The sequence below is a fragment of the Streptomyces sp. DH-12 genome (assembly GCF_002899455.1).
Classification (GTDB): domain Bacteria; phylum Actinomycetota; class Actinomycetes; order Streptomycetales; family Streptomycetaceae; genus Streptomyces.
Genome location: NZ_PPFB01000001.1, coordinates 3872121 through 3885977, shown reverse-complemented (window position 1 = coordinate 3885977; position 13857 = coordinate 3872121). Strand labels below are relative to the sequence as shown.

The 13857-nt window shown below is 71.8% G+C and carries 13 protein-coding genes and 1 tRNA gene; 4 read left to right on the top strand and 10 right to left on the bottom strand.

Features of this window, described 5'->3' with window-relative positions:
• Positions 1–158 precede the first annotated feature (158 nt).
• The 5 genes from C1708_RS16275 to C1708_RS16255 form a co-directional block, all read right to left on the bottom strand.
• Positions 159–1634, bottom strand: a complete 1476-nt coding sequence (locus C1708_RS16275) for a peptidoglycan D,D-transpeptidase FtsI family protein (RefSeq protein ID WP_106413367.1) — start codon at positions 1632–1634, stop codon at positions 159–161.
• Positions 1631–3079 carry an FtsW/RodA/SpoVE family cell cycle protein gene (locus C1708_RS16270; RefSeq protein ID WP_106413366.1) on the bottom strand — a complete coding sequence of 483 codons (1449 nt, stop codon included), beginning with the start codon at positions 3077–3079 and terminating at the stop codon, positions 1631–1633. Before C1708_RS16270 ends, C1708_RS16275 begins: the two co-directional genes overlap by 4 nt.
• 27 nt (positions 3080–3106) lie before the next feature.
• Entirely contained in the window at positions 3107–4651 is a 1545-nt protein-coding gene (locus tag C1708_RS16265) for a Stp1/IreP family PP2C-type Ser/Thr phosphatase (protein WP_106416330.1), read from the bottom strand.
• Between the two features lie 132 nt (positions 4652–4783).
• Positions 4784–5290, bottom strand: coding sequence for an FHA domain-containing protein FhaB/FipA (locus tag C1708_RS16260; RefSeq protein WP_106413365.1), 507 nt, complete (start codon positions 5288–5290; stop codon positions 4784–4786).
• Between the two features lie 10 nt (positions 5291–5300).
• Positions 5301–6140 carry an FHA domain-containing protein gene (locus C1708_RS16255; RefSeq protein WP_106413364.1) on the bottom strand — a complete coding sequence of 280 codons (840 nt, stop codon included), beginning with the start codon at positions 6138–6140 and terminating at the stop codon, positions 5301–5303.
• A 609-nt stretch (positions 6141–6749) separates the two neighbouring features.
• Here C1708_RS16255 and C1708_RS16250 point away from each other — a divergent pair.
• The 4 genes from C1708_RS16250 to C1708_RS16235 all read left to right on the top strand — a co-directional run bounded on the left by C1708_RS16250 (position 6750) and on the right by C1708_RS16235 (position 9963).
• Positions 6750–6833: transfer RNA gene (locus tag C1708_RS16250), tRNA-Leu, on the top strand.
• Positions 6834–7192: 359 nt separating this feature from the next.
• Positions 7193–8653: a DUF2252 domain-containing protein gene (locus C1708_RS16245; protein ID WP_106416329.1), complete on the top strand. Its 1461-nt coding sequence runs from the start codon at positions 7193–7195 to the stop codon at positions 8651–8653.
• Positions 8654–8738: 85 nt separating this feature from the next.
• Complete coding sequence (locus C1708_RS16240) at positions 8739–9578, top strand: hypothetical protein (protein WP_106416328.1); 840 nt, start codon at positions 8739–8741, stop codon at positions 9576–9578.
• A 55-nt stretch (positions 9579–9633) separates the two neighbouring features.
• Positions 9634–9963: a rhodanese-like domain-containing protein gene (locus C1708_RS16235; protein ID WP_106413363.1), complete on the top strand. Its 330-nt coding sequence runs from the start codon at positions 9634–9636 to the stop codon at positions 9961–9963.
• Between the two features lie 70 nt (positions 9964–10033).
• On the opposite strand, the gene paaE is transcribed toward C1708_RS16235, so the two are convergent.
• From paaE to paaA, 5 genes are read right to left on the bottom strand one after another with little or no spacing between them, the layout of a single operon-like run.
• Positions 10034–11092, bottom strand: a complete 1059-nt coding sequence (gene paaE, locus C1708_RS16230) for a 1,2-phenylacetyl-CoA epoxidase subunit PaaE (RefSeq protein WP_106413362.1) — start codon at positions 11090–11092, stop codon at positions 10034–10036.
• Positions 11092–11631, bottom strand: a complete 540-nt coding sequence (paaD, locus tag C1708_RS16225; protein ID WP_106413361.1) for a 1,2-phenylacetyl-CoA epoxidase subunit PaaD — start codon at positions 11629–11631, stop codon at positions 11092–11094. Before paaD ends, paaE begins: the two co-directional genes overlap by 1 nt.
• The gene (paaC, locus tag C1708_RS16220; protein WP_106413360.1) at positions 11625–12362 is read right to left on the bottom strand and encodes a 1,2-phenylacetyl-CoA epoxidase subunit PaaC; all 738 of its coding nucleotides are present in this window, start codon (positions 12360–12362) and stop codon (positions 11625–11627) included. The genes paaD and paaC overlap by 7 nt, the downstream gene beginning before the upstream one ends.
• The gene (gene paaB / locus C1708_RS16215) at positions 12359–12646 is read right to left on the bottom strand and encodes a 1,2-phenylacetyl-CoA epoxidase subunit PaaB (protein WP_024886305.1); all 288 of its coding nucleotides are present in this window, start codon (positions 12644–12646) and stop codon (positions 12359–12361) included. The genes paaC and paaB overlap by 4 nt, the downstream gene beginning before the upstream one ends.
• Positions 12643–13659: a 1,2-phenylacetyl-CoA epoxidase subunit PaaA gene (gene paaA / locus C1708_RS16210; protein ID WP_106413359.1), complete on the bottom strand. Its 1017-nt coding sequence runs from the start codon at positions 13657–13659 to the stop codon at positions 12643–12645. Before paaA ends, paaB begins: the two co-directional genes overlap by 4 nt.
• Positions 13660–13857 lie beyond the last annotated feature (198 nt).

Sequence of the window (13857 nt, the reverse complement as noted above, 5' to 3'; positions counted from 1 at the left end):
GCCCTCTCCGTCGGTCCCGACCGGCACCCTTGTGCGATCGGAGGCTGCGTTCCGGGCCTACCGTACCCGGCTCTTTTTCTGTGGCCCTGGCAAAGTGCGTCAGCCGATACCGGACCGGTACCGCAACGTGCACCGATGTGAAGCGGACGTGACCGGGGTCACTGCTTGCTCTTGAGGACCGCCTCCATCACGTCCTTGGCGATCGGAGCGGCGAGACCACCACCGGAGATGTCACCCCGCACCGCGTCCTCGTCCTCGATGACGACCGCCACGGCGACGGGCGAGCTGCCGTCGTCGGCCTTGGCGTAGGAGATGAACCACGCGTACGGGTTCTTGCTGTTGTTCTCACCGTGCTGGGCGGTACCGGTCTTGCCGCCGACCGTGACGCCGTCGATCTTCGCGTTGCCGCCGGTGCCGTCGTTGACGACCGTCTCCATCATCGACTGGAGGATCTGGGCGTTCTCCGCCGACATCGGCTCGCTCAGCTTCTCCGGGTCCGTCTTCTCGACGGTGTCCAGGCTGGGCGTCTGGAGCTCGTCGACCATGTAGGGCTTCATCAGGGTGCCGTTGTTGGCGACGGCGGCGGCGACCATGGCCATCTGCAGCGGGGTCGCCGCGGTGTTGAACTGGCCGATGGAGGAGAGCGCGACCTGCGACGGCTCCATGTTGTCGGAGAACACGGAGGCGCTGGTGCGGACCGGGGTGAAGTGCTCCTGGCCGAAGCCGAACTTCTTGGCGGTCTCCAGCATCTTGTCGTTGCCGATCTCGGTGCCGAGCTTGCCGAAGACGGTGTTGCAGGACACGCGCAGCGCCTCGCGGAGACTGGCGTCCTTGCAGGGCAGGTCACCGTCGTTCTTCAGCTCGGTCGTGGTGCCCTTCATGATGTACGGCAGCGGGGTGTCGGTCTTCTCGTCCGCGTCCTCGACCATGCCGTGCTCCAGCGCGGCCGCCGCCGTGACGACCTTGAAGGTCGAGCCGGGCGGGTACACCTCACGGAGCGCCCGGTTCAGCATCGGGTCGTCCGGGTTGTTCTTCTTCTGCAGCTTCTCCCACGCCTTGGCGTCCGTCTCCAGGCTGTTGCCCGCGATCGTGGACGGGTCGTACGACGGGTAGGAGGCCAGCGCGAGGATCTTGCCGGTGGTCGGCTCCAGGGCGACGACGGAACCCTTGCCGCCCTGCTTCTTCAGGCCCTGGTAGGCGGCCTTCTGGGCGGCGCCGCTGAGCGTGGTGACGACGTTGCCGCCCTGCTTCTTCTCGCCCGTCAGCATGTCGAGCGTGTTGCGGAAGAAGAGACGGTCGTCGTTGCCGGTGAGGATGCCGTCCTCGATGGCCTCCAGCTGGTTGGCGCCGAAGGCCTGGGAGACGTAACCGGTGACCGGCGCCCACATGGCGCCGTCCTTGTACGTGCGCTTGTACGCGAAGTCGCCGCCGGTCGCCTTGTGGCCGGTGATGGGCTCGCCGTCGACGATGATGTCGCCGCGCGGTGTGGCGTACCGCTCGATCGCCACGCGGCGGTTCTTCTCGTCCGTCCGCAGCTTGTCTGCCTGGGCGTACTGGATCCAGTTGTTCCTGACGAGCAGGGCGAGCATGAGCAGGCCGCAGAAGACGGCGACCCGGCGCAGGGGCTTGTTCACGGGCGGACCACCTGGGTCATCTCGGCGTCGGGGTTGGAGGCGGGGGCGGGCGCCGGGCGGCGGGCGGTGTCGCTGATCCTGAGCAGGATGCCGATCAGCGCCCAGTTGGCGATCACGGAGGAACCTCCGTACGCCAGGAAGGGCATCGTCATACCGGTCAGCGGGATGAGTCCCATGACGCCGCCGGCCACGACGAAGACCTGGAGGGCGAAGGCCCCGGAGAGGCCGATGGCGAGCAGCTTGCCGAACGGGTCGCGGGCGGCGAGGGCGGTCCGCACGCCCCGCTCCACGATCAGCGCGTAGAGCAGCAGCAGCGCCATGACGCCGGCCAGGCCCAGCTCCTCGCCGAAGGTGGCGAGGATGAAGTCGGAGTTGGCGGCGAAGCCGATGAGGTCGGAGTGGCCCTGGCCCCAGCCCGAGCCGAGGGTGCCGCCGGAGCCGAACGCCCACAGCGCCTGCATGGCCTGCTCGGAGTGGACGATGCCGTCCTGGACGCCGGCGCGGCTGAGCTCGAACTCGCGCATCGGGTCCAGCCAGGCCTGCACACGCGTCTGGATGTGCGGCTCGAAGCTCGCCACGCCGACGGCGCCGGCCGCGGACATCAGCAGACCGAACACGATCCAGCTGGTCCGCTCGGTGGCGACGTACAGCATGATCACGAACATGCCGAAGAACAGCAGCGAGGTACCGAGGTCGGTCTCGAAGACCAGGATCAGGATGGAGATGATCCAGACCACGATGATCGGGCCGAGGTCACGGCCGCGCGGCAGGTAGAGCCCCATGAAGCGGCGGCTGGCGAGGGCCAGGGCGTCGCGCTTGACCATCAGGTAGCCCGCGAAGAAGACCGCGAGGACGATCTTGGCGAACTCACCGGGCTGGAGCGTGCCGAGACCCGGGATCTTGATCCAGATCTTGGCGCCGAAGACGTTGTGGCCGAGGCCCGGGACCAGGGGCAGGAGCAGCAGCACCAGCGCGCCGGCCATCGAGATGTAGGTGTAGCGCTGCAGGACGCGGTGGTCCTTGAGGAAGAACAGCACGGCCACGAAGAAGGCCACGCCGATCGCCGAGTACATCAGCTGGCGCGGCGCCGCCTCCACGAAGGTACTGCTCGCCTGCAGTCTCTCGGACTGGTCCAGGCGCCAGATGGCGACCAGCCCCAGGCCGTTGAGCAGCGTGGCGAGCGGCAGCATCAGTGGGTCCGCGTACGGGGCGAACTTGCGGACGGCGAGATGGCCCAGGCCCGCCATCAGACCGAGTCCCAGGCCGTAGCTCAGCAGCCCGGCGGGCACCTGGTCGTCGAGGGCGAGTCCCACGTTGGCGTAGGCGAAGACCGGGATGACGACGGCGAACACCAGCAGCGCGAGCTCGGTGTTGCGGCGGCTGGGCGCGCCGATGGCACCGATCGTGGACGTGTGCTGCGTCGACGGGTTGGTAGTACTGCTCATCGTGTGACAGGGCCTCTCACGGCTTGCCTACTGCTTACCGCACAGCGAGACGACCTTCTGCTCTTCCTCCGAGAGGCTGGGGCCGGGGCTGGTAGTGGGTGCGGTCGTGGACGGGGGCGTGGACTGCTCCGGTGCCTTCGCCGAGCCCGAGGGGTTCGGCGTCGGCGATGCCTTGGACGCGAAGGAGGCGGGGGTGGTTCCCGTGGTGCCCCCGGCCTCGCCCTCGCCGGTGCGCGCGTTCCTCTCGCCGGCGGCGGCGCGCCGCTCGGCCTGCTTCTTGCACGCGGAGGCCTGGACGGCCAGTTCCTCGATCTTCTCCCGCGCGCCGTACAGATCGCCCTCGACGATGGTCGCCTCGACCTGCTTGCGCTGGTAGGGCGGCAGGTACTTGAGTTCGATCTCGGGGTGATCCTTCTCGACCTTCGACAGGGACACCCAGGCCAGGTCCTGGTTGATGCCCCGGTACAGCGCGACGTGCTCGTCCTTGGCGCCGACGTAGTACTGCGTCTGCGTCCAGCGCCAGCCGCCGTACAGACCGGCGCCGATGACGGCGAGTGCGAGCAGGCCGTACGCGGACCTCTTGAGCCACCGGCGGTTCTTGGCCGGCTTGACGAAGTCGTCGTCGCCGTAGCCGAAGCCGTCGGTCTGGATGAAACCGGTGACGTCGCCGCTGCCGGGCGGACCGAACTCGCCGCCCCCGCCGCCCCCGCCGCGCCGCCGCCCGAGGCCGGAGGCGCGGCCCGCGGGCGTCTGCATGATGCCGTTGTCCTGCGGCTGGTTCTGGTTCTCCGCGACGGCGCCGACCACGACCGGGGTGTCGGAGAGCTGCCCGGCCAGGGTGTCCCCGGTGTCCAGGTCGAGGACGTCGGCGACGATCACGGTGATGTTGTCGGGCCCGCCGCCGCGCAGCGCCAGCTCGATCAGGTTCTGGACGGTCTCCTCGGGGCCCTGGTAGCTGGCCAGGGCCTCCTCGAGGGTCTGGTGGGAGACCACGCCGGACAGGCCGTCGGAGCAGATCAGGTAGCGGTCGCCGGCCCGCACCTCGCGGATGGAGAGGTCGGGTTCGACGTGCTCGCCGCTGCCCAGGGCCCGCATCAGCAGGGACCGCTGCGGGTGGGTGGTGGCCTCCTCCTCGGTGATCCGGCCCTCGTCCACCAGACGCTGCACCCAGGTGTGGTCCTGGGTGATCTGGGTGAGGACGCCGTCGCGCAGGAGGTAGGCGCGGGAGTCGCCGACGTGCACCATGCCCAGGCGCTGACCGGTCCACAGCAGCGCGGTCAGGGTGGTGCCCATGCCCTCGAGCTGGGGGTCCTCCTCGACCATCATGCGCAGCTGGTCGTTGGCCCGCTGGACGGCCGTGCCGAGGGAGGTGAGCAGGTCGGAGCCGGGCACGTCGTCGTCGAGGGCGACGATGGTGGAGATCGCCTCGGAGGAGGCGACCTCACCGGCGGCGGCGCCGCCCATGCCGTCGGCGATGGCGAGCAGGCGGGGACCGGCGTAACCGGAGTCCTCGTTGCCCTCCCGGATCATGCCCTTGTGCGATCCGGCGGCGAAGCGCAGGGACAGACTCATGCGCACCTCGCCCGTCGGCTCCGGGTACAGCCGGTCGTGTCGAGCCACACTGCCCACCCTCCGGTCGGGAGCGCGCCGGGACCCTGGGTGAGGACCCCCACCGCGTGCTCGCTCCGCTCGCTCATTCTCGTACTACTTCCGCAGCTCGATGACGGTCTTGCCGATGCGGATCGGTGCGCCCAGCGCGATCGGCGTGGGGGTCGTCAGCCGGGTCCGGTCCAGGTAGGTGCCGTTGGTGGAGCCCAGGTCCTCGACGATCCACTGCCCGTCGCGGTCCGGGTAGATCCTGGCATGGCGGCTGGAGGCGTAGTCGTCGTCCAGCACGATCGTGCTGTCGTGCGCCCGGCCCAGGGTGATGGTCTGGCCCTGGAGAGCGACGGTGGTGCCGGTCAGGGTGCCCTCGGTCACGACCAGCTTGGTGGGGGTGTTGCGGCCGCGGCGGCCGCCGCCGGCCTGCTGGCGCTGCGGGGGCGGCGCCTGGCGGGCCGCCTGCTGCCGGCCGGTCTCGCGCCGGGCTCCGCGCTGGGTGACGCGAGTGCCGAACAGGTCACTCCGGATGACCTGCACGGCCACGATCACGAACAGCCACAGAACGGCCAGGAAACCCAGCCGCATGACCGTGAGGGTCAGCTCTGACATTGCCCCCGCTTCACCCTTCGGCTTGCCTATAGATAACGGTGGTGCTGCCCACGACGATCCGCGAGCCGTCGCGGAGCGTAGCGCGGGTGGTGTGCTGCCCGTCCACCACGATGCCGTTGGTGGAGCCGAGATCCTGGATCGTCGAGGGCGTTCCGGTCCGGATCTCGCAGTGCCGGCGTGAGACACCGGGGTCGTCGATCCGCACGTCGGCCTCGGTGCTGCGGCCCATCACCAGGGTGGGGCGGGAGATCTGGTGGCGGGTGCCGTTGATCTCGATCCAGTAGCGGGTGCGGCCGCCGGGCACGGGGCCGGGGGCCGCGGCCGGCGGGTAGCCGTAACCGCCGGGCCGGCCGGGCGGCGGCGCGGCGGGCATGGGCGGGGCGCCCGCGGGGGCGGCCGGCGGGTAGCCGTAACCTCCGGGGCGGCCGGCGGGCGGGGCGGGAGCGACCGCCCCGGGAGCCGCCGCCTGGCTGGCGGAGGAGGCGAGCGTGCGGCTGCGCACGCGGTACAGGCCGGTGTCGAGGTCCTCGGCCTTCTCCAGGTGCACCTTGATCGGGCCCATGAAGGTGTAACGCTGCTGCTTGGCGTAGTCGCGGACCATGCCGGCGAGCTCGTCGCCGAGCTGGCCGGAGTACGGGCTCAGGCGCTCGAAGTCAGGGGTGCTCAGTTCGACGATGAAGTCGTTGGGCACGACGGTGCGGTCGCGGTTCCAGATGGTGGCGTTGTTGTCGCACTCCCGCTGGAGCGCACCGGCGATCTCCACGGGCTGGACCTCGGACTTGAACACCTTGGCGAAGGTGCCGTTGACCAGACCTTCGAGACGCTGCTCGAATTTCTTCAGGACTCCCATGGGGCACCTCCTCCGTCGCTGCCGTCCTGTGTACTGCCCCGTGCACCGTTGTGTGCACCGCTTACCTGGTACTGCTTACTGATCGTATCCACGCGCCGCCCGATCGGCTGGTTCCCCCTGTCCGCCCGGCCGCCGGGTGTCGACGCCTGACGAAGTTCCCTCCGAGGCTCCTCTTCGAACTCCGTCGGCCGTGGTGGTGCCCGTCGTTCTGCCATGGATCGTAGAGGGGGCCACAGACCAGTGTCCCGCACCCTGCGGCGGACTCCGTCCGCCTCCTGGGGAGACGGCCGGTACCGGTACGAGGTTGATACGTGAGGCGGTCACGGTCGCGACACGGGCGGGCGTCAGGCGCCGGTCGGCGGGGGTCCGTGGACGGCGGAGGGCGTGGAGGGGGCGTATAGAGGGAGAAAGAGACGGCCGCGGGTTTTCCAGTGGCCGGGTGCGAACGGGACGCCGGAGAGGTGCCCGGAAGGGGCGGTGACGGCGTCGTCCCCGGTCGGAGGCGGTCCGCCCGGAAGGGATGTGAATCCACCCCGGACAGCGTGCTAATGTTCTCGATGTCGGAAGGCGCCAGGCCCCAAAAGGCAAGGACCGGAAGACACACCCAATGCGCGGGTGGCGGAATAGGCAGACGCGCTGGATTCAGGTTCCAGTGCCCGAAAGGGCGTGGGGGTTCAACTCCCCCCTCGCGCACACCGTCGGACGGGCGGCATCCATCGGATGCCGCCCGTTTCGCATGTCCGGGCCCTGTGAGGGCGGGGTGGACGTGTGAGGAACATCTCATGATCGAATCGGGTGCGCAGGGGCGGCAAGAGGGGTGATCTCCGGTCGTAACGGGCCGCGGGGGCGTGGGCCGGATCGTGGGCCGGGGCGGGCGGCTGGGCGTGGTCGAACGGAGGGCGGGCCGACCGTGCGGGGTGCCCGTCCGTGGTCGTCCACAGGGTGTGCGTCGTCCACAGGGCTGACGCCCGCGCGCCCGCCGGCTGTACGGTCGGCTCGATCGATGACGAGACGTGCGCACCGCACACATGCGCAGGGGAGAGGCGGCCGAGATGAGCGACGCCCGAGCCGGAGGGGGCGACGTGGTCGCCGGGGCGCCCGGGGCCTCGCCCGGGGAGACCGGGACCGGACAGCGGCTGCCGCAGGTGCCGGGATTCGGTCGCCGGCCCGCCGCGGGCTCCCCCAGGCAGGAGGGCAAGGCGCTGCGCGGACGGGTGCCCCGCAGCGCCCACGCCGCCCTCGGCCCGGACGTCTCCCGGCCCGACGCCGTGGCCGCCGTCGAGGAGTCCAGCCGCGGCCGGCTGCCCGAGCTGGCGCCCCTCCGCGTCGGCCGGATGGCGGCCACCCCGTTCGCCTTCCTGCGCGGCTCGGCGGGCCTCATGGCCCACGACCTGGCCCGCACGCCGGTGACCGGCATCGGCGCCCAGATCTGCGGCGACGCCCACGCGGCCAACTTCGGTCTCTACGGCGACGCCCGCGGCGGCCTGGTCATCGACCTCAACGACTTCGACGAGACCGTGCGCGGCCCCTGGGAGTGGGACCTGAAGCGGCTCGCCGCCTCCCTCGTGCTCGCCGGGCGGGAGGCCGGCGCGGACGAGGACGTGTGCCGTGCGGCCGCCCGGGACGCGGTGGGCGCCTACCGCCGCACCATGCGCCTCCTGGCCAAGCTGCCGGCGCTGGACGCGTGGAACGCCATCGCGGACGAGGAGCTGGTCTCCCACGCGGACGCGCACGACCTCATCGGCACCCTGGAGCGGGTCTCCGAGAAGGCCCGCGTCAACACCAGCGGCCGCTTCGCCGCCAGGTCCACCGAGCGCACCGAGGACGGCGGACGCCGCTTCGTCGACGCGCCGCCCGTGCTCCGCCGCGTCCCGGACGCCGAGGCGGCCGCCGTCGCCGCGTCCCTGGAGCAGTACCTCGGCACGCTCCCGGCCGACCGCCACCCCCTGCTCGCCCGGTACGCGGTGCACGACGTGGCGTTCCGCGTCGTCGGCACCGGCAGCGTCGGCACCCGCTCCTACGTCGTGCTGCTGCTCGACCACCGGGGCGAGCCGCTCGTGCTCCAGGTGAAGGAGGCCCGTCCCTCCGCCCTGATGCCGCACCTCCCGGCCGCTGGCTTCGACGCCCAGGACGCGGAGCACGAGGGGCGCCGGGTGGTCGAGGGCCAGAAGCGGATGCAGGTGATAAGCGACAGCCTGCTGGGCTGGACCACCGTCGACGGCCGTCCGTACCAGGTGCGGCAGTTCCGCAACCGCAAGGGCAGCGTGGACCCGGCCGCGCTGGCCGCCGACCAGATCGACGACTACGCCCGCATGACCGGGGCCCTGCTGGCCCGCGCCCACAGCCACAGCGCCGACCCCCGCCTCATCGCCGGGTACTGCGGCAAGAACGACGAGCTGGACGAGGCGGTCGCCGCGTTCGCCGTCGCCTACGCCGACCGCACCGAGGCGGACCACACGGACCTGGTGGCGGCGGTGCGCGCCGGCCGGATCGCCGCGGAGACGGGGATCTGAGACGGTTCGCCCCAGGACGGCCCGGTCCGGACGCACGCCCCGGTGACGGGACGTGCCGCCCCCGCAGGTGACCTACGCTGTCCGGGTGACGACCTCGGAAGGTGACCAGGGTGAAGGCGCCGGCGCGCAGCGTACGCCCGTCGGCGGTGGCGCGACGCGGCCCGAGGAGCGGCTGGAACAGGCCGTGCGGGCGGCGGAGAAGGCGCTGATCGAGTTCGAGATCGCCGTGGAGACGTTCCGCGTCGAGGTCGAGAACTTCTCCCGGCTGCACGAGCAGAAGCTGGGCCCCATGTACGCCCGCCTCGAGGAGCTGGACGCCCGGATCCTCGAGGCCAGGGCGGCCCGCAGCGACGACCCCGAGGACCGCCGGCGGGCCGACGAGGCGCGCGCCCGGCTGGTGCCGATCCCCGGCGTCGAGGAGCTGATGAACGGCTGGATGGACGGGGACGGCCTGTTCCCCGAGGCCACCGCCATGCTCACGGACCGGCCGGTGCGGCCCCCGGAACGGGTGCGGCCCAGCGAGGAGGCCCGCAAGCTCTACCGCGAGCTCGCCCGCAAGGCCCACCCCGACCTGGCGCAGGAGGACGAGGAGCGCGCCCGCCGCGAGGAGTTCATCACCCGTGTCAACGCCGCCTACGCCCGTGGCAGCGCGGAGGAGCTGCGCGAGCTCGCGCAGGAGTGGGCCGCGGGACCGGAGCTGAAGCGCACCCCGAGCCCGGCGGAGGAGCTCTACGCCCGCCTGGAGTGGCTCTCCCAGCGCAAGGAACTGCTCACGCTGGTCGCCAGGAACCTGGAGGAGAGCGCCATCGGCTCCATGCTGCGGCTGGCGCCCGACGACCCCGACCAGCTCCTCGAGGACATCGCCGCGCAGCTGCGGGCCCAGGTGGCCGAGCGTGAGGCGGAGCTGGCGGCGCTGCAAGGCTGAAACCGGGTGTGCCCCGCGGTCCGGTAGCGTCGGGTGCATGAGTTTTGGAGCTGGTGTGCCCACGGTCCAGGTCGGCGACCTCAAGGACGGCGACTTCCTGCTGGACGTCCGTGAGGACGACGAATGGAAGGCCGGCCACGCCGAAGGCGCGCTGCACATCCCCGTCAGCGAGTTCGTCGCCCGCTACGGCGAGCTGACCGAGGCCGCCCCGCAGGACGGCCGGATCCATGTGATCTGCCGCTCCGGCGGACGGTCGGCCCAGGTCACCATGTACCTGGCCCAGCAGGGCATCGACGCCGTGAACGTGGACGGCGGGATGCAGGTGTGGGAGGCCGCGGGGCGTCCCGTCGTCACCGACGACGGGCAGCCGGGTCACGTGCTCTAGCGGTCGCCCGGGGCGCCCCGAGAAGCGTCCGAGTCCGCCGGTCCCGCCCCGCAGGACGGGACCGGCGGTCTCAGCGGTCGAAGTCCAGCTCCACCTTCTCCGTCACCGGGTGCGACTGGCAGGCCAGGACGTACCCCGCCTCCGTCTCCTCCGGCTCCAGGGCGAAGTTGCGGTCCATGCGCACCTCGCCGGAGACCAGGAACGCCCGGCAGGTGCCGCACACACCGCCCTTGCAGGCGTAGGGCGCGTCGGGCCGGTTGCGCAGCACCGCGCTCAGCAGGGACTCGCCGGCCTGGACGGGCCAGGTGCCGCCGCGTCCGTCGAGCCGTGCCGTGACCGTGCTGTGCGCGGGGGCGGCCGAGGCGGCGGGGGCGGCCGGTCCGGAGTCCACGTGGAAGATCTCCTGGTGGATGCGGGAGCGGGGGACGCCCAGCCCGCGCAGCGCCCGGTCGGCGCCCTCCACCAGTCCGTACGGCCCGCACAGGAACCAGCCGTCCACCTGGTCCACCGGAAGCAGCGCCGGGAGCAGCGCGGCCAGCCGCTCCCGGTCCAGCCGCCCGGACGGCAGTCCCGCCTGCTGCTCCTCCCGGGAGAGCGCCGTCACCAGCTGGAACCGGTCGGGGTAACGGTCCTTCAGGTCGGCGACCTCCTCCAGGAACATCGTCGAGGCGGTCGTCCGGTCGCTGCGTATCAGGCAGAACCGTGCCTCCGGCTCGCGGGCCAGGAGTGTGGAGACGATCGACAGCACCGGCGTGATGCCGCTGCCGCCGACCACGGCCGCGTACAGACCGGGGGCCGGGGGGAGCGTGAAGCGGCCTGCGGGGGTCATGACCTCCAACTCGTCCCCGAGGCCGATCTCCTTGAGCGCGTACGTGGAGAACGCGCCGCCCTCCACGAGCCGCACCCCGACCCGCAGGGTGCTCGGCGCCTCGCCGTCGGGGGCGGGGGAGCAGATCGAGTAGGTGCGGCGGATCTCCTCGCCGTCGGCGGCGCGGCGCAGCGTGAGGTGCTGCCCGGGGATGTGGCGGTACTCCTCGCGCAGTCGTGGGGGGACGGCGAGGGTGAGGGCGACGGAGTCGTCGGTGAGCCGGTCGACCGCGGCCACCCGGAGCCGGTGGAAGCGGGCCATCACAACTCCTTGAAGTGGTCGAACGGTTCGCGGCAGGACAGACAGCGGCGCAGCGCCTTGCACGCGGTGGAGGAGAAACGGCTGAGCAGCTCGGTCTCGGGGGAGTCGCAGTGCGGGCAGCGCACGGGCTCCGGCCCGCCGGCGGTGCCGCTGTCGCGTGTGCGTGTGGGGCCCAGCTCGACGCGGACGGGGCCGGGGACGGCGCCCGTGCGGGGCGGGGCGATGCCGAACTCCCGCAGCTTGCGGCGGCCTTCGTCCGTGATGTCGTCGGTCGACCAGGCGGGGGCGAGGACCGTGCGCACGGTGACCTCGCGCACGCCGTGCTCGCGCAGCACGCGCTCTATGTCCAGGCTCATCACCTCGACGGCCGGGCAGCCGGTGTAGGTCGGGGTCAGGTCGACCTCGACGCTGTCCGTGCCGTGCGCCCGCACCGCGCGGACCACGCCCAGCTCGCGCAGGGTCAGCACGGGCAGCTCGGGGTCGGGCACCGAACCGGCGAGCTCCAGCAGCTGCTCCTCCAGGGGCGTGGTGGTCACCATGTCGCCCCCGGGTGGCTGCGGTGCAGGTGCTGCATCTCGGCGAGCATCCGGCCGAAGGGTTCGGTGTGCAGGCCCTGGCGGCCCGCGCCGGCCCTCCAGGCCCCCGAGCGCGGCCCCTTCGGCACCGTGAGCGTGGCGCGTCGCAGCACGTCCTCGATCACTTCCAGCCAGGTGCGCTCCAGAGCGCTCCAGTCGACGTCGTCGATCCCCTCGACGGGCTGGAACATCTCGCCGGTGTAGCGCCACAGCACGTCCACGGCCCGCTGCATCCGCGCGTGGCTCTCGTCCGTGCCGTCGCCGAGGCGCAGGGTCCACTGCTCGGCGTGGTCGCGGTGGTAGGCGGCCTCCTTGACGGCCTTGCCGGCCAGCGGGGCGAACGGGCCCTCGCCGGAGGCCAGCCGGCCGTGCAGGAGGTGCTGGTACACGGAGAAGTAGAGCTGGCGGGCGATGGTGTGGGCGAAGTCGCCATTGGGCTGCTCCACCAGCTGGAGGTTGCGGAAGGCGCGCTCCTCGCGGAGGAAGGCCAGCTCGTCCTCGTCACCGGCCATCGACAGCAGCAGCCGGGCCTGGCCGAGCAGGTCGAGCGCGATGTTGGCGAGGGCGACCTCCTCCTCCAGCACGGGGGCGTGCCCGGCCCACTCGCCGAGGCGGTGGGAGAGCACCAGGGCGTCGTCGCCGAGGGCGAGCGCGGCGGCCGTGGGAACGGTGTCCGCGGGGGGTGTCGTCGTCACAGGTGCTGCACCCCCTCGGGGATCTCGTAGAAGGTGGGATGCCGGTAGGGCTTGTCGGCGGCCGGCTCGAAGAAGGGGTCCTTCTCGTCGGGCGAGGAGGCCGTGACGGCGGAGGACGGCACGACCCAGATGGAGACGCCCTCGCCGCGCCGGGTGTACAGATCGCGCGCGTTGCGCAGGGCGAGCTCCGCGTCCGGGGCGTGCAGGCTGCCGGCATGGGTGTGGGACAGGCCCCTGCGCGAGCGCACGAAGACCTCCCACAGCGGCCAGTCGGTGTGGGTCATGCGCGCGTCGCTCCCGTCGTGTCGTTCCTGTGCTTGGCCGCGTGGGCCGCTGCCGCATCCCGGACCCAGGCGCCTTCCTCGTGGGCCTTCCTGCGCCGGGACAGGCGCTGTTCGTTGCACGGGCCGTTGCCCTTGAGGACCTCCCAGAACTCCGGCCAGTCGATGGCGCCGAAGTCGTAGTGCCCGCGCTCCTCGTTCCACCGCAGGTCCGGGTCGGGGAGGGTGAGGCCGAGCGACTCCGCCTGCGGGACGCAGATGTCGACGAAGCGCTGGCGCAGTTCGTCGTTGGAGTGCCGCTTGATCTTCCAGGCCATCGACTGCGCGGAGTGCTGCGACTCGTCGTCGGGCGGGCCGAACATCATCAGCGACGGCCACCACCAGCGGTCCACCGCGTCCTGCGCCATCGCGTGCTGCTCCGGCGTGCCCTTGCTGAGGGCCAGCAGCAGCTCGTACCCCTGGCGCTGGTGGAAGGACTCCTCCTTGCAGATGCGGACCATCGCGCGGGCGTACGGGCCGTAGGAGCAGCGGCACAGGGGGACCTGGTTGGTGATCGCGGCGCCGTCCACCAGCCAGCCGATGGCGCCGACGTCGGCCCAGGTCAGCGTCGGGTAGTTGAAGATCGAGGAGTACTTCTGCCGGCCGGCGTGCAGCTTGTCCAGCAGTTCGTCGCGGCTCACGCCGAGGGTCTCGGCGGCGCTGTACAGATACAGCCCGTGCCCGGCCTCGTCCTGGACCTTGGCCATGAGGATGGCCTTGCGGCGCAGGGAGGGCGCGCGCGTGATCCAGTTGGCCTCCGGCTGCATGCCGATGATCTCGGAGTGCGCGTGCTGGGCGATCTGCCGGACGAGCGTGGCGCGGTAGGCGTCCGGCATCCAGTCGCGCGGCTCGATCCGCTCGTCGGCGGCGACCGCCGCGTCGAAGGCACTCTGGAGCGCGGCGGCGTCACCGGGGTCCGCCGGTGCGTCGTACGCGGTCGGACCGCCGGCCGTATCGCGGGCGGCTGCTGTCGCCATGGGGTCCCCCTCGACCTGGATGCTTCCCTGAGCACGCTCCCGACCGATCGTTCGGTTCGTGCGGTTCCATGGTGAGACGGGGGCCGCGAGGTGTCAACCGCTGTGGATAACCTGCCGGTGCCGGCCGCCGGCGGCCGCCCGGAGACCGGGTATGGCGACCGCCACGGGACGGAGCGCCGACGGGACTGTGCCCGGGCG